This window comes from Pedobacter kyungheensis (genome assembly GCF_000812965.1).
In the GTDB taxonomy this organism is placed as follows: domain Bacteria; phylum Bacteroidota; class Bacteroidia; order Sphingobacteriales; family Sphingobacteriaceae; genus Pedobacter; species Pedobacter kyungheensis.
Window position 1 is genome coordinate 97,333 of sequence record NZ_JSYN01000004.1, and the last position, 20,155, is coordinate 117,487.

Here is a 20,155-nt window from a genome sequence, read left to right on the forward strand (position 1 = left end):
AGGGAAGCCAGGCTAACTACCTCGATTCAAGCGGATAGGCTAAATCGCGTTTAACTTCGTTTACCACAAAACTACTGTGTGATTTGAGTACATTTTCCTGCGTCATCAGGTCGCGGGTAATAAAACGGGTGTATTCCTGCATATCTCTAACCACAATTTTAAGCAGAAAATCGTAATCGCCGGTGGTATGGTAGCATTCGAGCACCTGCGGAAATACAGCTACTTTTTCCTGGAAATTGGTAAGGGCATTGCTGCTATGGTCGCGAAGGGTTACATGGGTATAAGAAACCAATAGTTCTTTAAACTTTTCGCGGTTAATGATGGTAATGTTACCGGCTATAAAACCACGTTCGCGCATGCGGTTAATGCGCTCAAATATGGTGCTTGGCGATTTGTGGAGCTTATAGGCGAGTTCTTTATAGTTTAAATCGCCTTGCGTTTGCAGCAGCGATAAAATCTCATAATCCAGCTTATCCAAAATATCGTCGTGCATGGCGCAGGTCTTCTTAGCTATTTAATTTGCGGTAAATAATCAGGTAAATTGATTTGCCGGTTTGAGCTTCCGGCATTGCAAACATAATAAGTTTATTTTTAACTCCCAATTCCGGAAACATTATTTGGAATTCGCTTTAGCGCATATCTGGGCTCAAAATTATGTTTGGCTTTTAATGTCACTTCTCGAATAATCTTCGAACTAAAATCAATCACAAGGATTTCTCTTCCGGTCTTTCCAAATTTGCGTTGTCAAAAAATAAAATAAACAGGCTTGCAGCAGATTTATAATCAGATATGCACACCTGTAATTTCAAAAAAATATATGAATAAAGAAACAATATTGGTGATCGGAGCCTGTGGGCAGATTGGGAAAGAGTTGTTGGTTGCCCTGAGAGAAAAAAACGGACATGATAACGTGATTGCTGCAGATATTCATCCGCAAGAAAGTTTGCCGGCCGAAACTGCTCCTTATGTTAAACTTAATGTTTTAGATGCGCAGGCCCTCGAAGCTTTAATTGTTGATCAGCAAATAACCCAGATTTACCACCTTGCAGCAGTGCTTTCTGCTAAAGGCGAAAGCAATCCAACATTGGCCTGGGATCTTAATATGAACAGTTTACTGAGTGTGTTGGATTTGTCAGTAAAACACAAAGTGAACAAAGTATTCTGGCCAAGCAGTATTGCCATTTTCGGCCCAGACTCAGAGAAAATTAACTGCCCTCAGCAAGGTGTTACCGAGCCATCTACTGTGTACGGAATCAGTAAGGCTGCAGGTGAGCATTGGTGTAAATATTATTTCGAAAAACACGGTTTGGATGTGCGCAGTTTGCGTTACCCCGGGCTAATTAGCTATACGGGTGCTCCGGGTGGTGGTACTACCGATTATGCGGTTGATATTTTCCACCATGCAGTACAAGGTAAGCCTTACACCTGCTTTTTGAGCGAAGAAACAGCATTGCCAATGATGTTTATGGAAGATGCCATTCATGCTACGCTTCAGTTGATGGATGCACCGGCAGAAAATGTTCACATCCGTACGGCTTACAACCTGGGTGCTTTAAGTTTTACCCCTCAGGAATTGGCGGCAGAAATTAAAAGCCAGGTACCTGAGTTTGTAGTAAATTATGCACCCGATTTCCGCCAGGCCATTGCCGATAGCTGGCCATCAAGCATTGATGACAGCGCCGCAAGAAAAGACTGGGGCTGGAAACCTGCTTACGATTTAAAAGCAATGACTACCGAAATGCTGGAGAACCTTTTGGTACTACAGGCAAATTAATGTGGCAAAAAGGTATTAAAAATAATTAACCCGACAGGGTTAGTATCTAGGGAAGAACCCTATTTGTTTTTTTGTAAGTCATTTAAGGTGACTGAAATAGGTTTTAGTTAATAAGCGGTTGTTTCCGGATGGTAACAATCGCTTTTTGTTTTTTTACAGCTTTCACAAATGAAGAACAGGAAAAGCAGTACCTTTGCGCGGTTTAAATTTTTAGTCGTTAAATGTTATGGATGCTGTGAAGATAAAAGGATATGTATGCGCGCTGATTTCGGCAGTAACCTATGGTTTAATACCACTTTTTATCCTGCCGTTAAAAGCCATTCACTTTTCGATGGATGTAACCCTTTTCTACAGGTTTTTCATTTCGGCAGGCATCATGCTCATCCTGTTGCGGTATAAAAAAGAACATTTGAAGTTAAAAACGAAAGAAATAGGGGTGTTTTTGGCGCTTGGTATATTGTTTAGCCTCAGTTCCGATTTACTTTTTCTGGCTTATGACCGCTTATCGGCCGGAATTGCTTCCACCATTTTGTTTGTATTTCCGGTTATTGTAGCCATAATTATGGCTATTTTTTTCAGGGAAAGGATAAGCGCCATCATGGTTATTTCGATGGCTATAACCCTTTCAGGTATATATGTGTTAAGCGGTGCCTCAACCGCCAGCATTAATTTTAACGGACTTGCACTGGCGCTTGGCAGTGCACTTGCCTATGCACTTTATATCGTAACGGTAAATAAATCGAATATTAAGGCTTCAGGGATTAAAACAACTTTTTACTCCTTACTTTTTTCGGCTCTATATTACCTGATCAAGTCGGTGCTTGGCAGAGAATCGCTGGCAATACCCGATTTACATATCCTGTTGCATATTACGCTTTTCGGGCTCATTACTTCTGTTGTTTCCATTACTACACTGGTATATGCCATCGGTTATATTGGTTCTACACCAACGGCTATACTGGGCGCGCTTGAGCCTGTGGTAGCCGTAATCATTAGTGTAATGCTCTTCGGCGAAAAACTAACTTTTGCCTTGCTACTTGGTGTATTGTTAATTGTTGGCGGCGTTTTGGTAAGCATCGTATTTTCGAGGGCTAAAACGGCTACAGAAGAGATTTCAGCAGTATAAGGAAAGCGCTATATTACCTTTTTAATTAGCTGAAATAACCATTTAAAAGATACATTCTGCTCATAAACCCTTAATTTTAGCTAATCTTATCGCAGATTATTGTCTTAAATAATAAAAATAAGGAAAATGGAAATTACTAGGATAGGGTCGAAGGCCTCCGTTAAAGGACCTGAAGATTGGTTTACGGGAGCGGTAAGGGTCGATTCGTTATTTGACGCCAACAGTTCGAGGCGGGCTGTTGCAGCAAGCGTAACCTTTGAGCCTGGAGCAAGAACTGCCTGGCATACACATCCGCTGGGGCAGACCTTAATCGTTACTGCGGGTTGTGGCTGGGTTCAGCGTGAGGGAGGGCCTGTAGAAACCATCTATCCCGGCGACGTAGTTTGGTTTGAAGCAAACGAAAAGCATTGGCACGGCGCATCGGCTAACATGGGAATGACACATATTGCCATTCAGGAAAACCTGGACGGAAAAGTGGTTGATTGGCTGGAAAAGGTTACCGATGAACAGTATAACGGACAAATTGGAGGATAATAATAAAAATAACCGGTTCTATCTCGACACATGAAGAGATAGAATCGATTGTGCAGTATTGCTGAATAACTAAAAGCTAGGATATGGTTAAAGGTGATGCTGTTTTGTTGTAATTGGCCAGAATAATGCCTTTAGTAGTGGTTTTACTTTCGGTTAATGTAAATTCTGCAGGAAATGCACCATTATCAAAGAGTTTTTTGCCTTCACCGAGCATTAAAGGGTATATTTTCAGGTGTATTTCATCAACCAGATTATGCTTAAACAGTAACTGTACAAGTTTGCTGCTACCCCAAATCTGAATATCGGCACCCATAGAATTTTTAATTTTGCTGATGTCTTCGAGGCTTTCGATAAACTCGGTATTTTCCCAGTTTGTTTTTTTTCGGGTTGTACTGAGTACATATTTAGTACCGCTATTGATACCCGGCCAGAAATCGCCATGTTCGGGCCAGTAATTTTCCCAGATATCGAATGTTTTTCGGCCCAAAAGATAAGCTGCCGGTTGCTCAAGTTCCTTCTTAACTTCGGCACCACTGATCTCATCATTGTAGCCCATGGCCCAGCCGCCATATTTAAAACCATTTGAGGTATCTTCTTCCTGTCCTCCCGGGCACTGTATTACACCATCGAGGCTCATCATGGCCAGCACAATTATTTTTCTCATAAGTTCTGCTTTTTGTTGAATATAAATTTCGGAATAAAAATGCAGGCTTAACCACTACAATTGTGACAAGTTTAATGGGCGGATGCGACAAGTTAGATGGACAATATACGTAATCAGGCAAAGTATCTTCGGCCTTTAATCTTAGCAATAGCCGTGATTTTAAAGTGATTTAGTTTTCGTCAGTGGCGGCAACAAGACTAAAATCATAACGTACGCGCTCGTATTCAGATGCCTGGGCGCGAAGGATTCTGATTTCTGACATTTCTTCGCAGCTAATGCGCTGACTGCCTTTGTTCATCAGCATATTAATCCTTAAAAGAACCTTACGATATTGCTCTACTGTAGTGATTGCGTCCATAATGATAGATTTAAAAGCTAAGGTAAGCTGCGGCGAATTACCAAAAAAAAATAATTTATAAACAGGCTGTGGAAAAGATTGAGGAAGCTGATTATGACCTGTTTATTTTTTCAGCTACACAAAGGATTAATAAATTAACTTTGATATATCCGGGTCTTTATTTTAATGCGCTTTAATAAATTTCTCCAGTTCTTCGCGAAAGTTACGGCCTATGGGCACCTGCTGACCATTTAAAAAAATACTGTTTCGATCGAGTTGCTGCACTTTTTGCAGGTTAATGATAAAAGATTTGTGCACACGTAAAAAACGGTCGGCCGGAAAAAGGTCTTGCATGGCTTTGATTGATCCTTTAAGCAGGATTTTTTTTGCCGGCGTATGAATGATGGCATAATCTTTCAAACCCTGAATATGGCTTACTTCGCTGAATTGGAGTTTGATGCGTTGCACCCCGCTTTTAACGAAAATAAAATCGTCGATATTGGCCTGGTTTTCTTCCAGATGGCTGTGTTCTTTAAGCGCCAGAAGCTCCCGGGCTTTAGTTATGGCTTGTTCAAAGCGGTTAAAGGTAATGGGTTTTAATAAAAAATCGATCACACCCAATTCATAACCTTCAAAAGCATAGTTGCGGTAAGCGGTGGTAAAAATGGTCAGTGGTGGTTCAGCTAATCTTTTCAGAAATTCTATTCCGCTCATTTCAGGCATTTCTATATCCAGGAGCAAAAGCTGGATTCCGCTATCTTTTAATCCCGCTAAAGCCGCCATCGCATTGGGGAAAAGCAAAATTTGTCCTATGCCAGATAGCCTTTTTAAATAACCTTCCAATACCTCCCGGGCTAATGGTTCATCGTCAATTACAGCAACATTTAACAGCGTTTCCATTACAGTTCAATTATTAATAAGGCACTAAAACGGCCTGGCTCGTCCTTTAGTTGTAAATCATGTTTGCCCCTATACAGCAATGCGAGGCGTTTGCGTAGGTTGCTCAGTCCAATGCCACCTTTTAAGGGTTCTGCAGGCGCAAGCGGCCTGGTGTTTTCTACCTTTACAGTTAAAACTAGATCATTAAATGCTATATCAATATTTAGCTCGCTATCGGCTGTTTGTCTGCTCAACCCGTGTTTAAAAGCGTTTTCTACCACAGGTAATAAGAGGAGTGGAGCAATGGTTAATCCCGATGGCACGTTGGCAATATTAAATGTTATCACCGCTTCATTGCCAAAACGCAAGCGTTCCAATGCTACATAATTTTGCAAATATTCCAGTTCTTTGTCCAGCAATACTTTATCATCATTGCTATCGTACAGCATGTATTCCATCATCGATGATAGCTTCAGTACCACATCAGGCGCCTGTTCCGATTTTTTAAGGGTGAGGGCGTAAAGATTATTGAGGATATTGAACAGGAAATGCGGGTTTACCTGGGCCCGTAAGAAATCTACTTCGGCGTTAAGCTTTTCAACCGTAATGCGTTGGATCAATAACTGCTGACTATACCAATCGATACTCAGTTTAAGCGAAAGCATAAGCCCCAGATACCATAAAGTACTGAAAAAATTGTAGTAAAGCGATTCGTAAATGTTGCTTCGGTAAAGCGGGCCAACAATGTAGCCGTATAAATACCAATCGTACAAACTTTGGATAACGAGGTAGGCCATAACCGAAAGTAAAATGGAGGCTGCATAGGCCCCATATCTCTTTTTTATGAGATATTTCGGTAAAAAAATGTGTAAATTAAGGTAAGCAATCACCATCAGTAAGATTACCCGAACACTTACACAAGCCAAAAAGTAGGGCATGTTGGCTTTATAGAGCAGATATTTTTTCTCGTAAAGAAAAAAGCCGGTTACCAATATCCAGTAAGCGGTGTAAATCAGTGTTTTTTTGTTGAAAAATCTGCTCATGGTCAAAGGAACTTAAAAAGGCCGGGTCAACAAAGAAATGTCGACAAACGACATAAATAATAGAGGAAGATACGCATAAAAATACGCTTGTCGATTAGATTGGTTGTTACTCTACTATTTTTTAGCTGTATTTGCTGAAGCGCTAACTTGGTACTAAATCAAAAAAATAAACAATATGAAAAAGTTATTAGTTTGTGCTTTCCTGGTTGTAACACTGGGAAGTTTAAGTTTTACCACCAGGTTTGGACTTGATGGTTATGAGATTTTTCTCAATAACAAATCGGTGCTGAAACAGTACATTAACCAACCACTAAATTTAAGGGTATTGAATTTAGATCAGGCTAAAGAAACGGATCAGTTGCGCATTGTTTACAAGCACTGCCGCCTGGATAACGGTACAGGCACTGGTCGTGGCCTCGCACTTAAAGACCAAAGCGGTACTACTTTGCACCAGTGGAGCTTTAGCAATGAAGGCCAGATGACCATTTTGGTGAAAGAATTGCGCCAGGCCGAAAAGAAAAGTGGAAAAAACAAACTCAGTCTGTATTATACTGCGCGTGAACTCGAAAAAGGAGAGATGCTGGCCATGATTAGCCTGAAATAAAAAATATCGGGTAACAGCTTATGTATAAGTATGCACATTGCCTCTACAAACAGCTGTATAAAGTTGTGTTTGTTTATACATTATGAGTCACAATGTAACTACAAGCGTTTGAAATAAGCAATGAGCCACTATCTTTGAAACACAATCGCCTCACTCGATTGAAACAAATTCTGTCTGCTCCAGTGAATTTTCACTGGAGCGGTTTTTTATAGCTCATCCATTGTCGCTTAGCTTGCCGGATAGGGTAAGCTGAAAAGACTATTGGGCTTAAGATAAACTGCCTTTCGGTCAGCACTGATTATAATATTAAACCGTTTAAGTAGTTCACCTCCAATAATACTCATCTTTTGACGACCAATTGCCCCTTTAAAAAATCCGGCCGGTACTTCATTTAGTTTATTTTCACCCATTAGCAAAGCAGGTAATACCGCTTTTTTTACGGTAAGCACATTTCCGAAAGAATCTTTGAGGTTTTTTTCGCTAACGATTTTAAGTTTTTGATCCAGCTGATTGTTATTGGTAAAGGTGTCATCAAAAAGCACAGCTCCTGCATATCCCGAATGGATTAGAAAGGGTAGGCTAAGTTGTTCGGTGCCAATTTCACAGCTGGCGTTAATGAATAGCATATCGTCTTTATATTCGGCTTCGAGTTTGATATAAGCTTTTGCTTTTGCAGGTAAATCTTTGCTGATGGTCATGATTTTCTTGTCAAAATCAATATCGATAAACTGACCTTCAAAAAGTTCAGGGCCAAATTTGCCACCCGTTCCAGGACCGGAATTCAGGTTTTCCCATAGCGGAATATGATCCCATTTCTTTTTTCCGATTTGAAGCAGGTTATTTTTACTGTAACGCGAACTATTTTCGCCACCACCCCAGCTTTTTACTGTATCGGCGCCTTCAAAACGCAGGCTTTTCATCTTCGAAATGGCATCAGTAGTGAGTGTTAACGAATTTGCCGCAGTATGGAACATGAGCGAAACGGTATCCTGACCGTTAATAAGTGCACTAATGGCAATATTGTTCTGACTGGTTAATTTGAATGGAATGCTATAGGTTTTTGCTGAGGATTGTGCAATGACCTGATTGCTGTAAATAACCCAAATACATAAGGTTAAAAGGAGTTGCAGGGTATTTTTACTGATTAGCGTTTTCATTTGGCTAATGTAATCATTTAAAGGAATGGATGGCAGTTGCCAAGTGCAACATTTGCTAAACTTGTATAAAAAAGGATGGCATTTGAAGCAGTTATTTCAGTTTACAGACCAATACCAGATCGGTAATGTTTACACCATTTTGATCAGGTGCACTGTAGCGTTTTACACATAGTGTTTCGAAGCCACTTTGGCTGAGTGCCTGAGCTAAATAGTCTTCCCGGTGATAATGCACATAAACACGGTCGCCGGTACTCGATATTTGATATCGCGATTGATTATTGGTATCTTCTTCCATGGTGCTCAGATAAAACATACCTGCAGGTTTTAACAATTTAGCCGCGTCATTAATCAGTACTGCAGCTTCTTCAGGAGTTAAATAGGGGAGACAAAAACCGCAGGTAATGCCATCAAATTTTTGTTCAATTTTGCCGATCTCACGGCAATCCATCAATTGAAACTGAGCAGTTGGATTGTTAATTTGGGCAAGTTCGAGCATATTTGGCGAAAGGTCGATCCCTAAAATGCGGTAATCGGGATGCTCATTAAGTAAGTATTGGGTAATGTTTCCGGGGCCGCAGGCGATATCTAAAATGCTGGGATTATTGGCTTGTATATGATCACAAAATACCTGAAAAGGCTCAGTATACAAACTTACGTCCATAAACTTTTGCTGGTATATTTTGGCCGATTTGTTAAAAGCCTCAGCTGGTTTTACTGTTTTCATAAGTTCATTAATCATAATTGCTTTTAATGTACCCGGATTCCCAATCGTTAGCATAAAGTTATGAAAAATAGGACGATAACTGTTTTTTATTATCTGGATTACTATCTTAGCTAAAACGTTAAACCTTAGTAAATGCAAACGATAATCCGTTCGGCATTTAGCGAAACATAATCTTTTAGCAGCTCATGATCAGAAAATTTTTAGCCGGTTTATTTGCACTTCATTTTAGCTTATTTGCTCTCGCACAACAGAAAAAGCAGGAATATAAAGCCGATATTATTGTTTATGGGGGCACTTCGGCAGGAGTTATTGCGGCAGTGCAGGCTGCAAAACTGGGTAAAAGCGTATTGGTTGTTTCGCCAGATCAACATCTGGGCGGGCTTTCTTCATCGGGACTGGGCTTTACCGATACCGGCGATAAATCGGTGATTGGAGGTTTGGCCAGAACATTTTACGCCAGGGTTTATCAGCATTATCAAAAAGCCAGTGCCTGGAACTGGCAGGCGCAGACTGCTTACGGCAATAAGGGGCAGGGCACCCCGGCAATGGATGGTAATGAACGTACAATGTGGATTTTTGAGCCCCATGTTGCGGAGCAGATTATGGAAGAAATGGTGAAAGAAAATCACCTGAAAATCTACCGCGACGAGTGGCTCAATAGAAAATCGGGATTAGAAATGAAAGGCGGAAAGATTACCCGGTTAACAACTTTATCGGGTAAAAAATTCTCTGGAAAAATATTTATAGATGCCACTTATGAAGGTGATTTAATGGCAGTAGCTAAAGTAAGTTATCATGTAGGTAGAGAGGCCAACAGCACTTATTCAGAACAGTGGAACGGCGTGCAGGCCCTTGTTTTTCAGCATGGCCATCATTTTAAGAATAAAATAGATCCTTACCGTATTGCGGGCGATAAAAACAGTGGACTTTTAACTGGTATTTCAATAGAACAGCCTGGCAAGAATGGTACTGCCGACAATAAAATTCAGGCCTATTGTTACCGCATGTGTTTAACAGATAAACCCGAAAACAGGATGGCTTTTCCAAAGCCAGATCATTACAATCCGAAAGATTATGAACTCTTGCTCAGGGTTTTCAATTCAGGTTGGAACGAGCTTTTTGATAAGTACGATCCTATTCCCAACCGTAAAACAGATACCAATAATCATGGCCCCTTTAGTACCGATTTTATAGGGATGAATTATGATTACCCTGAAGCTTCGTACGAAAAGCGAAGAGAGATTATTAAAGCGCATGAAAATTACCAGAAAGGCTTGATGTATTTTATGGCGAACGATCCGCGTATGCCACAGCAGATTAGTATAAAATTAAAAAACTGGGGGCTTGCCAAAGATGAGTTTAAAGATAATGGCAACTGGCCTTATCAGCTCTATGTGCGCGAAGCCAGGCGAATGATTAGCGATTTTGTAATGACCGAGAATGAAGTGCTGGGCAAAAAAGCTGTGCCCAACCCCATAGGTATGGGATCTTATTCGCTCGATTCTCATAATGTTCAGCGTTATGTTACCGCCGATGGATTTGTTCAGAATGAGGGCGATATCGGCGTAAAAGCGCCAAAACCTTACAGTATTGCCTATCAATCTATTGTGCCGCGTAAGCAAGAATGCCAGAATCTTTTGGTTCCAGTATGTTTATCTGCTTCGCACATTGCCTATGGTTCGGTGCGCATGGAACCTGTATTTATGATATTGGGTGAATCGGCGGCTACAGCAGCGGCTTTGGCCATAGATGGAGGAAATGCCGTACAGGATATCGATTACAATGTATTGAAAAAGATGCTGCTTAACCAGAAACAGCATTTGGTTTTAGGCGATTAAATTTAGTAGATCATTAATTTATTCAGGTGTTTTTGATTATAATAAAGCACGGGATGCTCAAATATGAACACCCCGGGTTTTGATAAACATTTCATTATAGTCGGTTTAATTATGTTCCTTTACATACCATCAGAGCGCATAGCATAAACTAATTTTACGTGCCTGAATGCGTTTGTTTCGCTCCATTCGTTATCGTAGTTTAAACCATAAGGCCAAAAATGCCCGCCTCCGGTATGTATTGCGCCGCTGGTGCCGTCAAATATTTTAACCAAAGCAACCGTATTAGTACCCAAAAAATCGCCGGTCGAAGTATTGGTTCCCCATCCGCCACTAAGGCCTACACCATAGGTATGGGCAATTTCGTGCATGGCTGTACGCACGTTTTGATAGCTGCTATTGGCTCCAAAACGTATATTTCCATTGGTGCTCCCGTCAGCTGTTGCCACACCTGTATTGTATTCAACAGTAAGGGTGCGCGCAGGCCAGTTAGCACCAGCATTATACCTGGCGCAGGCGTCGTTCATGGCATTGGTAATGCGGGTTAGCACATCGGCCGGTACGCCAGTGCTGGTAAGTGTCCAACCTAACTGACCACCGGCATTAACCGTAAGTAACGACCATTGCTGGTTTTCGCCTCCCCAATAAGTCCATTGGTCTACATTGGCGCTGTTATCTATCGATTGCCCGGCAACATCAAGGTCTTTGCCGCTGTTGCGGTTAATAATACGGTAGTAACCATTGCCAATGGAAGTAAATTGCCATTGCTGGTGGGTGGCGCCGGTATTGGTCGAAATATTTACATTATCGCCATCGGCAGTACCCGCCTGATCTACCTGAAGTGCTTTTGCACTATGTACACCAATAATCGAATAATAACCGCCCGAAACTGCAGTTAAAGTCCATTTTTGGTTGGTTCCGCCAGTACCGGCATATTGCGCTACATTAGCACCATCAGCGGTTTGAAATGAGGCTACATCAAGTACCTTTCCGCTTTTGCGGTTTACAATGTAAAATGTGCCGTTTGCCACGGTAAGTTGTGCTTCATTGGGCGGTATGGCACCTATTTTTCCCTTTATCGAAAGCGATTCGGTACTTGTGGTATCTGAAAGTTTGTCTTTTTTACAGCTACTATAAAGCATGAGGATGCCGAGCATGACTGCGCTGATTGAACGTAAGATAGAAGGTTTAGTTTTCATAATGTTGAGTAGGGATTGATTAAACATTGCACAGGAAATGTTCATTTGGTTAATTAATAGAAGGCCTGTGCACACCATAAAAGCGATGTCCTCCTGTGCTTATCAATTAGGCTATAATGACTGTTTAAGTTGTTCTGTTATGTGCAAGAGTAATGAAACACCAGAAGTGCTTAATCTCGTTTTGCATTTTTTATTATACTTGGTTCGAACAAATTAACTACAAAAAAGATGCGCAGCAGAGGGGGAATCTGATCAAAATAAGGGGGCAAACTCTTATTTTTTACGCTACAAGAAAATAAATTACAATGAAAGCGGTAAAATGGAAATGATAGGGAAGATGTAAACTGGAAATAGTACAGATATAAAAGAATAGTACTTAATGTACTTAATTGCTTAATGATGAAAATACCTGTAAAATAGAAAAGGTAAGATGGAAATGATAGGGAAGATGTAAACTGGAAATAGAACAGGTATTAAAGAATAGTACTTAATGTACTTAACTCCTTAATGATGAAAATATTTTAGCCGAGGGATGATGTAAGATGTAAGTTGAACGCAAAAAGTATCGAATGAATCATACTAATTTCTTAATGATGTAAATAACAAGCCAATCTTATTCAGCCGTTTTAAGCTTAAACCAAAATGTTGATCCATCTCCTGCAGTACTTTTAACCTCAATGCTGCTGCCGTGGAGTTCGAGTATGGCGTAAACAAGGTAAAGCCCAATTCCAAATCCGCTGATGCTTCTGGTTTCTTCCGACTGTATCCGGTAAAATTTCCTGAACAGGAGTTTTTGATCTTCTTTCGGAATACCCATGCCCTGGTCTTTCACCGCAACAGTCAGGTAGTTATCCTGCCTTTCGCAAGTTACTGTAATTTCTCCACCATCAGGCGAATATTTTATCGCATTGCTGATCAGGTTAATCAGCACCAGTGAAATTTTTTCTGCATCGCCAATGGCCAATGCATTTTGTTCGCCGATATAGTTGAAATGATGTTTCGAAGTGGTTATAGAAGCATCTGATATACAGTTGTTAATCAGTGCTGATAAATCGAATTGGCTTAAGTTTAACTTTAAATGTCCATCTTCCATTCGGGAGATATTCAGGAAATCTCTAATCATCGCCTCCATTTTTTTGGTCTGCAGTTCAGCTCTGGAAAGCGCTTTATCAATAAAATCGTTTTCTTCCTTTCTGGCTTTAAACAACGCCACCTGCACATACGAACGGAGTGAGGTTAAAGGCGTTTTTAACTCATGGCTCACCAAACCTATAAACTCTTCCTTTTTCTTATCGGCTTGCTTTCTTTCGGTAATATCTCTGGCAATTTTTGAAAGCCCGATTACCCGGCCTGCACTATCTTTAATGGGCGAAATGGTTAACGATACATCAATCAGCCTGCCATCTTTGCGGCGTCTGATGGTTTCGAAATGATCTACCCTGATACCCTGACTAAGTTGTGAGAGGATTTTGGACTCTTCATCATGCCGGTCGTTCGGAATGATCTTAAGAATCGATTGCCCAATCATTTCTTCGGCATTGTACCCAAATATGCGTACAGCCGAATCGTTCCAGCTGGTTACAATACTGTTCAGGTCTTTACTGATAATGGCATCGTCTGATGATTCGATAATCGCACTTAACCGTTTACTATTTACCTCTGCCGATAGGCGATCGGTAATATCACGTGCAATTTTAGATACACCAATAATTACACCCTTAGAATTCAGAACAGGAGATATGGTAAGCGATACATCCACCAATGTGTCATCTTTGCGCCTGCGCTTGGTTTCGAAATGATTAATGGCGATGCCGCGTTGCATCTTGGCAATGATTTCAGTTTCTTCGTAGTGGCGATCTTCAGGAATAAGGGTGAGGATCGAAACACCAATCATTTCTTCGGCAGTGTAACCAAAAATACGTGATGCAGCCTTATTCCAACTTGTGATAATGCCATCAAGGTTTTTGCTGATAATGGCATCATCAGTAGATTGATTAATGGAATGAAGTATGGCGTTTTTTTCCTCAGCAATTTTGAGTACTGCATTTAAACGTTGCAATTTATCCTCATCAAGATTAAGATTTAATGCAAGTTTTTCCAGTTCATTTATTACTTCGGCAATATCATTAGACGTTATCATGTTTTATAATGAATAAACAATATCGGAATATTTATCTGATAGCTTTTCTGTTTTGGTAATTGCCCGTATAAATTCGCGTGATTTTACCGCTTTGTAATGAAATTGCTACTGTTTAAGGCTCTTTTGAGTGCTATTTAAACCCAAAATCGATAATTTTCCTGTTTTAATCTGCGGTTTAATTTTTCTGGTTATCTGCGGCTACAGTTTCCTGTAAAAAAGGTGTATCAAGGATACTGATCCGCTTGCCTTGTGCCGAAATTTTACCGTTTTTGCTAAATTCAGTAAAAATCTTGAAAAGTGTTTCGTAGGTGGTACCCGAATAAGAAGCTACGTCTTGACGGGAGATATCCAAATCTATCGCGCCTGAAACATCGGTGCCAAATTGCGCCTGTAAAGCTAAAATTGCGTTGGCAATCCGGCCTTTTACTGACATGTGGGCCAGATTACGCATCCGCTCGTGCGATTCCTGTAATTCGGCAGCAAAGAAATCCATCAGCTGGTAAGTGAAATCAGGGTTAACGCGTAAGCTCGATCTGAAAAAATGCAGGTCAATATAACACACCGTTGCCTCTTCGAGCGCAGTAGCCGAAACCGGATAAACCGGGTTTTTACCCAGCCCCAGGTGACCAATTACATCGCCTTTGCGGGCAAAACGGATAATCAGTTCTTTCTCATTATCCCATTTTTTGTGCACTTTAATGGTACCCGAATAAACAAAAAAGATTCCATGAACGGGATCTCCTTCAACAAAGAGTTGCTCGCCTTTTTTTATTTGAAAGTTTTTTTTCTGTTGCGCAACAGCAGGGAGCCAGTCTGTAAGTACTCGGCTGCACAGGTAACAGCTTTTCAGGTCGCAGGTATTGTTGCTTTCTTTCATCTTCAGGTTGTTGCTGCTGGCAAAAATACAATTATTAATTTATTCGCAATCCAAATCTTTAAATATATCTTAAAATATATTTTATTGTGTTATTTATGTTTTATTGTCTAATTTAGTATTGTTTAAAATATATTTTATGCAATGTTTCTGGTTTTTTATTTTTACTTTTGTCTCATGCTCAAATAATAAAATGAATAAGACAAAAAATATCATACCAATTTCCCCGGCGCTGGGTATTTTCGGTAAGTTTAAAAGAAGTAAAAACAAAGAAAAAAGTTCTAAAAAGCGCCTGTTATGGATATCCATGCTCTCAGTTGGTGTTGCCATTGCAATTTCTTTAATCGCGAAAGTGCTGGTATCGCTAATTAACCTGGTAACCAATATTTCTTTCTACCAGCAGTTCGATTTCAGTTTCCATAGTCCGGCTGATAACCATCTTGGTCTGTTGGTTATTATTGTACCCGTTATTGGCGGGGTAATAGTTGGTTTTATGGCATTTTATGGCTCAAAAGCGATTAGGGGGCACGGTATTCCCGAAGCCATGGAACAGGTACTTACCAATCAGAGTAAAATAAAACCAGCTATAGCCATTTTGAAACCGGTTTCTTCTGCTATTGCCATTGGTACGGGTGGGCCATTTGGTGCAGAGGGGCCAATTATAGCCACCGGAGGTGCATTGGGCTCTACACTTGGGCAGTTGTTTACTGTGAGCCCGGTTGAACGTAAAATTATCCTTGCTGCCGGGGCAACTGCGGGTATGTCGGCCATATTTGGTACACCGCTGGCTGCTGTATTTCTTGCCATCGAACTCTTATTGTTCGAATTTTCTCCGAGGGCAATTATACCAGTGGCACTTGCCTGTATTACAGGAGCGGCAGGACACCATCTGCTTTTCGAAGCAGGGCCTGTGTTTCCCATGCCAGTACTTTCGGCACCGTCAAATGCGGCATTGGGTATTTATAGTCTCATCGGGATTCTGGTAGGGCTCGCATCACTGGGGCTTACTAAAGTGGTTTATTTTATCGAAGATGCCTTTGAGCACCTGCCTTTTCACTGGACCTGGTGGCCTGCAATTGGCGGACTTGCAGTAGGCGTGGTGGGTTATTTTGCCCCACGCACACTTGGCGTTGGTTACGATAATATCATCTCACTTTTAAGCGGCCAGCTTTCCATTTCTGTCATTCTTTCGCTTTGTCTGTTTAAATTTATTTCCTGGGCCATCGCGCTGGGCAGCGGAACTTCTGGGGGTACGCTTGCTCCATTAATGACCATTGGTGGAGCAACAGGCGCTGCATTGGGTTATCTTTTGCATGCTCTTTTTCCATCATTAGCAATCATTATTCCAATGTCTGCGTTAGTTGGCATGTCGGCCATGTTTGCCGGTGCTTCGAGGGCTTATTTAACCAGTATTGTTTTTGCACTGGAGGCTACCCAACAGATACAAGGACTCTTGCCTTTGCTTGGTGCCTGCTCTGGTGCCTACCTCATTTCGGTGTTTTTAATGAAAAATACGATCATGACCGAAAAAATTGCCCGCAGGGGGATTCATACGCCAGATAGTTATGAGCCGGATTTGCTGTTAAAATTACGCGTTACGGAGGTGATGGATCGCAATCCTGTTTTTATCAGTTCGTACAATACCATTGCCGAGGTGCGGAAATATTTTGCGGCCAATCCGCCTAAAGAAAACCAGTATGCTGTGCGCGATGCTGAAGGGGATTATTTGGGTACTATCTCCGTACTGGATATTTTCCAATGGGTAAAAGAAGATATGGCCAGTATTACGGCTATAATCAAATCAGGAGATGAGCAGATTAAAGCAAACGAACCGGTGAGAAAAGCACTGGAGTTGATGCATACCTCCGGAAATGATTTTGTTGCAGTGGTAAGTGGTAGAGATGGCACATCATTCGTAGGTTTGTTAAGCTATAAAGATATTGTTAGGGCCTATAGTGTAAACCAGGAAAAGGAGAGTAGTGTGGGTAGAAACCTTTCGATGGAAAGGCAAGCGAAAAAGATGATTGTGAAAGGGAAAAAAATGATGGCCGATAGAAGAGTTTAATTGTAAATGTTATTTAATTAAAGGTTATGAAAAAAACAAGTTATTACCTGATGGTTGGTGGATTAGTATTACTGGTTGCGGCATTATTAACCGGCGGACATTTAAATGCGGTAAATCCGGTAGATTCGCACCCCTGGACGATCAATATCAATGGCATCCGTTCGTTTGCCTGGCCTGAGTTTACTGGTGGTTTGTTGATTGCATTGGGCGTTATTTTTAATATCGCTACCTGGCAACAGAAAAAATCGAGGATAGCCTAATTGTTAAAACATTAAGTTTCCTTTTAATTACATGGTAACGGAAAATAATGCACTTGAGGAGGCCATCGCGCAACTCAAAGCCAAAGGATATACCTTAACGTTTAGTCCCGATGATACTGATACTGCTGCCTGGGGGGGAAGTGGTCCATGGCCGGTTGATATTGAATATCACATTGATGAGGAGTTGCCTTGTACGGTTTACAACGATGGCGAAGAAACCCGAATGAAGGTTTTGGCCATCACTACCAAGCCCTTTGGTTTAAAGGGTATTCAACTGGTAAATGCAGAACAGCAACGCTATTGGACGGTTGATGAAATTTTAGTTAGCTTTTCGAAAATGCTTAAAGCTACCAAAACATTTCTTTTTGGACCCAAAGGATAATTAAATCCTGTTTATTTACGCATAGTTATTTAGGCTTATTTATCCCGTCGTTGGTTAAGGTGTTTTCGGATTACTCCGGAAGCACCTCTAGCTTTGCTGCTATTTCGGTAATGATGGTCATGCTAAAGGTATGTCTGCCGGTTAGCCATCTTTTAATTTCATCAGGATTAACATCCAGGGCAATAGCCAGATCTTGTTCAGTTAGCTCATTATTGGCAATTGCAGCGGCAGCTTTTGCGGCAACAGCGAGGTTTAACTGCGATAAGCGTTCGATAGCAGGGTTGCCGGTTTCTTCCAGCCAGATGGCAACAAAATCGTTTTCTTCCATTTATATATGTATTGGTATTTCAGCCAATTGAGGCTGCTTTATTCGGGGGGCAAATTTAACGATCCTACATCAATCAACACCATGCTTTTTGGTTTTTTGGCAGGTAAACCCTGAGATTTTTGGATTTATTTAGCTAATTTCAGGCTTGTAAAGCTGCTGGCAATTAAAAAAGGGTGAAATATCCGGTTAAGTCAGGCTTTTATCATTCATAAAAAAACGTTCATCTTCCTTAAAATTGCGCCATGATCCCGAATTTTTCTGCTGCAGAACAAGCCGTTCACTACCCCGCCGATCGAAGAACTTTTATTGGATTAAAACCACAAGTGTGGTACGTTTTAGCTATTTTACTGATCGCTACAATGGGTGTTGCCTGGTTGCAGTATTTAATCTGGGGTTTACCGGCCGATCCGGGGCTCATCCCTGTGCCCAAAGAAAAGCTGGCTATTGGCTTTCCGTGGTGGCTAAGGTTAAGCCATTGGGTAAACTTCTTTTTCCTAATTACCATTATCAGGAGTGGCCTTTCTATACTGGCCGATCATCCGCGCTTATATTTTAACAACAGTTGTACCCCCGGGTCTGAATGGGCCAAATTTACCCCCTTAAATATTCCGGAAGGGAAGGTGTGGACAGCAAAAGAAGATGCGCGTTACATTAGTCCGGTATTGGGTTTGCCCGGGTACAGGCACACCGTAGGCCTGGCGCGTTGCTGGCACTTTATCAATGTGCCGTTTTTCTTGCTCAACGGGGTTATTTTTATTGTCTTACTGTTTTCGACTGATCAGTGGCGTAAACTGGTGCCTACCTCGTGGAGCATTATCCCCGATTCGTGGAGTGTGTTTGTACATTATGCCACTTTCAATATGCCTGTAGAACCGAATGGCTTTTACCAATACAATGCCCTGCAGCAGGTATCTTATTTCGCCGTGGTTTTTTTACTCGCACCCATTGCCATGTTGAGTGGTATGGCCATGTCGCCGGCAATTGAAAACCGTTTCCACTGGTTTCCCAAAATTTTTATCAACCGGCAAGGTGCGCGTTCAGTTCATTTTCTGGTGATGCTGGCTTATCTGGCTTTTCTGGTGGTCCATGTAGCAATGGTTGTAGCAACGGGTTTGGTTAGAAATATGAACCACATTGTTAATGGAACGGATAGCGAAACCGACCAAACCGGCTTGTACTTTGGTATTGGTTTTCTTATTTTTCTGGTTTTGTTTGCCGTGTTTGCGCATTGGTTCTCGTGGCATCGGCCAAGGCAATTGCAACGGTTGCAGGCTTTAATTAACGGTACGCTTTGGGAGAAAACCATTAACAAGCTTAAACCTAAACTGGTCTATCGCAAAGAAGACATTACACCCCACTTTTGGGCCAACGGCAAAGTGCCTGAATCGGCAGAGTGGAAAGCACTTGCCGCCAATAACTTTCAGGATTTTAAACTTAAGGTAGGCGGTTTGGTAGACAATCCTATGGAGTTTTCGCTGGCTGAGTTAAAAAAACTAGGGCAGGATGAAAATATCACCATGCACCATTGTATTCAGGGCTGGTCGGGCATTGCTGAATGGGGTGGTTTACCTATGCGTAAACTCATTGAAGTGGTTAAACCACATCCTTCTGTTCAAACAGTTGTATTTTATTCTTTTGGTGAAGGATTGTATGGCGGAGATTATTACGATACCCATACGCTCGATAACTGCCTGAAACCGGGTGCATTGCTGGCATGGGAAATGAATTACGAACCTTTAACCGAGCTTTATGGTGCTCCCTTACGTTTGCGGGTAGAAAACCAACTGGGATATAAAATGGTGAAGTGGATTGCGCGAATCGAGTTTGTTACCTCTCACACCACGGTAGGTAAGGGCTATGGAGGCAAAAACGAAGATGATGAATATTTCGATTTACTGGCCAATACCTAAATCTGTACAACATGAGCTTAGCACAACGGATCAAAGAAATGCCACCAGCTTATTTTTCGATGGTCATGGCTATGGGAATTATTGGTATAGGCATTTCTTTACATGGCTGGCCTTTGCCGGCTAAAGTTTTCCTGTTTTTTAATCTGGTAATTTTCTGCACATTAATTGTCGCGAACTTATACCGTTTGGTTCGGTTTTATGCAGACATTAAGGCCGATTTTCATAGCTACGAGCGTGGCCCTGGTTTTTTAACGATTATTGCTGCTAGCTGTGCGTGGTGATGATAGGTTTTTGGGCTAAACTATTTACCAGACCGAATC

Annotated in this window: 21 protein-coding genes; 10 read left to right on the forward strand and 11 right to left on the reverse strand. The window is 41.3% G+C overall.

Annotated elements, in window-relative coordinates; genetic code table 11:
- Window positions 1–16: 16 nt before the first annotated feature.
- Window positions 17–493, reverse strand: a complete 477-nt coding sequence (locus OC25_RS04440; RefSeq protein ID WP_039472210.1) for an Lrp/AsnC family transcriptional regulator — start codon at window positions 491–493, stop codon at window positions 17–19.
- A gap of 324 nt (window positions 494–817) precedes the next feature.
- Here OC25_RS04440 and OC25_RS04445 point away from each other — a divergent pair, with 324 nt between their 5' ends.
- From OC25_RS04445 to OC25_RS04455, 3 genes are all read left to right on the forward strand, one after another.
- Window positions 818–1,774 (forward strand): NAD-dependent epimerase/dehydratase family protein, encoded by a 957-nt coding sequence (locus tag OC25_RS04445; RefSeq protein WP_039472608.1) that lies wholly within the window; start codon window positions 818–820, stop codon window positions 1,772–1,774.
- 235 nt (window positions 1,775–2,009) lie between these two features.
- Window positions 2,010–2,900, forward strand: coding sequence for an EamA family transporter (locus tag OC25_RS04450; protein ID WP_052265979.1), 891 nt, complete (start codon window positions 2,010–2,012; stop codon window positions 2,898–2,900).
- Between the two features lie 126 nt (window positions 2,901–3,026).
- Window positions 3,027–3,434: a (R)-mandelonitrile lyase gene (locus OC25_RS04455; protein ID WP_039472214.1), complete on the forward strand. Its 408-nt coding sequence runs from the start codon at window positions 3,027–3,029 to the stop codon at window positions 3,432–3,434.
- A 76-nt stretch (window positions 3,435–3,510) separates the two neighbouring features.
- On the opposite strand, the gene OC25_RS04460 is transcribed toward OC25_RS04455, so the two are convergent.
- The 4 genes from OC25_RS04460 to OC25_RS04475 all read right to left on the reverse strand — a co-directional run bounded on the left by OC25_RS04460 (window position 3,511) and on the right by OC25_RS04475 (window position 6,357).
- Complete coding sequence (locus OC25_RS04460; RefSeq protein WP_039472216.1) at window positions 3,511–4,098, reverse strand: dihydrofolate reductase family protein; 588 nt, start codon at window positions 4,096–4,098, stop codon at window positions 3,511–3,513.
- Window positions 4,099–4,267: 169 nt separating this feature from the next.
- On the reverse strand, window positions 4,268–4,456 hold the full coding sequence (locus OC25_RS04465) for a hypothetical protein (RefSeq protein WP_039472218.1): 189 nt from the start codon (window positions 4,454–4,456) through the stop codon (window positions 4,268–4,270).
- Window positions 4,457–4,618: 162 nt separating this feature from the next.
- Window positions 4,619–5,335: a LytR/AlgR family response regulator transcription factor gene (locus OC25_RS04470; RefSeq protein WP_039472219.1), complete on the reverse strand. Its 717-nt coding sequence runs from the start codon at window positions 5,333–5,335 to the stop codon at window positions 4,619–4,621.
- The gene (locus OC25_RS04475; protein ID WP_039472221.1) at window positions 5,335–6,357 is read right to left on the reverse strand and encodes a sensor histidine kinase; all 1,023 of its coding nucleotides are present in this window, start codon (window positions 6,355–6,357) and stop codon (window positions 5,335–5,337) included. Before OC25_RS04475 ends, OC25_RS04470 begins: the two co-directional genes overlap by 1 nt.
- A gap of 175 nt (window positions 6,358–6,532) precedes the next feature.
- Here OC25_RS04475 and OC25_RS04480 point away from each other — a divergent pair, with 175 nt between their 5' ends.
- Window positions 6,533–6,961, forward strand: coding sequence for a hypothetical protein (locus tag OC25_RS04480; protein ID WP_039472223.1), 429 nt, complete (start codon window positions 6,533–6,535; stop codon window positions 6,959–6,961).
- 227 nt (window positions 6,962–7,188) lie between these two features.
- Here the strand turns inward: OC25_RS04480 and OC25_RS04485 are convergent, their stop codons facing one another.
- Together OC25_RS04485 and OC25_RS04490 are read right to left on the reverse strand one after the other, a co-directional pair.
- Window positions 7,189–8,118, reverse strand: a complete 930-nt coding sequence (locus OC25_RS04485; protein WP_039472226.1) for a pepsin/retropepsin-like aspartic protease family protein — start codon at window positions 8,116–8,118, stop codon at window positions 7,189–7,191.
- A gap of 91 nt (window positions 8,119–8,209) precedes the next feature.
- A complete protein-coding gene (locus tag OC25_RS04490; RefSeq protein ID WP_167335360.1) occupies window positions 8,210–8,857 on the reverse strand; it encodes a class I SAM-dependent DNA methyltransferase in 648 nt (215 codons plus the stop codon).
- Window positions 8,858–9,027: 170 nt separating this feature from the next.
- Here OC25_RS04490 and OC25_RS04495 point away from each other — a divergent pair, with 170 nt between their 5' ends.
- Entirely contained in the window at window positions 9,028–10,680 is a 1,653-nt protein-coding gene (locus tag OC25_RS04495) for an FAD-dependent oxidoreductase (protein WP_039472228.1), read from the forward strand.
- 119 nt (window positions 10,681–10,799) lie between these two features.
- Here the strand turns inward: OC25_RS04495 and OC25_RS26735 are convergent, their stop codons facing one another.
- The 3 genes from OC25_RS26735 to OC25_RS04510 form a co-directional block, all read right to left on the reverse strand.
- The gene (locus OC25_RS26735) at window positions 10,800–11,876 is read right to left on the reverse strand and encodes an RICIN domain-containing protein (protein WP_052265958.1); all 1,077 of its coding nucleotides are present in this window, start codon (window positions 11,874–11,876) and stop codon (window positions 10,800–10,802) included.
- A gap of 613 nt (window positions 11,877–12,489) precedes the next feature.
- Window positions 12,490–14,016: a PAS domain S-box protein gene (locus tag OC25_RS04505; RefSeq protein WP_039472230.1), complete on the reverse strand. Its 1,527-nt coding sequence runs from the start codon at window positions 14,014–14,016 to the stop codon at window positions 12,490–12,492.
- Between the two features lie 175 nt (window positions 14,017–14,191).
- Window positions 14,192–14,893, reverse strand: coding sequence for a Crp/Fnr family transcriptional regulator (locus OC25_RS04510; RefSeq protein ID WP_039472232.1), 702 nt, complete (start codon window positions 14,891–14,893; stop codon window positions 14,192–14,194).
- Between the two features lie 190 nt (window positions 14,894–15,083).
- Between OC25_RS04510 and OC25_RS04515 the strand changes: the two genes are divergently transcribed.
- Genes OC25_RS04515 through OC25_RS04525 form a run of 3 tightly spaced genes read left to right on the forward strand, consistent with a single transcriptional unit; the run spans window position 15,084 to window position 17,597 of the window.
- Window positions 15,084–16,955: a chloride channel protein gene (locus OC25_RS04515; RefSeq protein ID WP_039472235.1), complete on the forward strand. Its 1,872-nt coding sequence runs from the start codon at window positions 15,084–15,086 to the stop codon at window positions 16,953–16,955.
- A 26-nt stretch (window positions 16,956–16,981) separates the two neighbouring features.
- Window positions 16,982–17,215 (forward strand): hypothetical protein, encoded by a 234-nt coding sequence (locus tag OC25_RS04520; RefSeq protein ID WP_039472236.1) that lies wholly within the window; start codon window positions 16,982–16,984, stop codon window positions 17,213–17,215.
- Between the two features lie 31 nt (window positions 17,216–17,246).
- Complete coding sequence (locus tag OC25_RS04525; protein WP_039472239.1) at window positions 17,247–17,597, forward strand: hypothetical protein; 351 nt, start codon at window positions 17,247–17,249, stop codon at window positions 17,595–17,597.
- A 70-nt stretch (window positions 17,598–17,667) separates the two neighbouring features.
- Here OC25_RS04525 and OC25_RS04530 read toward each other — a convergent pair whose 3' ends face one another.
- On the reverse strand, window positions 17,668–17,925 hold the full coding sequence (locus OC25_RS04530) for a hypothetical protein (protein ID WP_039472241.1): 258 nt from the start codon (window positions 17,923–17,925) through the stop codon (window positions 17,668–17,670).
- Between the two features lie 242 nt (window positions 17,926–18,167).
- On the opposite strand from OC25_RS04530, the gene OC25_RS04535 reads away from it, so the two are divergent.
- Complete coding sequence (locus tag OC25_RS04535) at window positions 18,168–19,835, forward strand: molybdopterin-dependent oxidoreductase (protein ID WP_039472243.1); 1,668 nt, start codon at window positions 18,168–18,170, stop codon at window positions 19,833–19,835.
- 11 nt (window positions 19,836–19,846) lie between these two features.
- Entirely contained in the window at window positions 19,847–20,116 is a 270-nt protein-coding gene (locus OC25_RS04540; protein ID WP_039472246.1) for an SLAC1 family transporter, read from the forward strand.
- Window positions 20,117–20,155 lie beyond the last annotated feature (39 nt).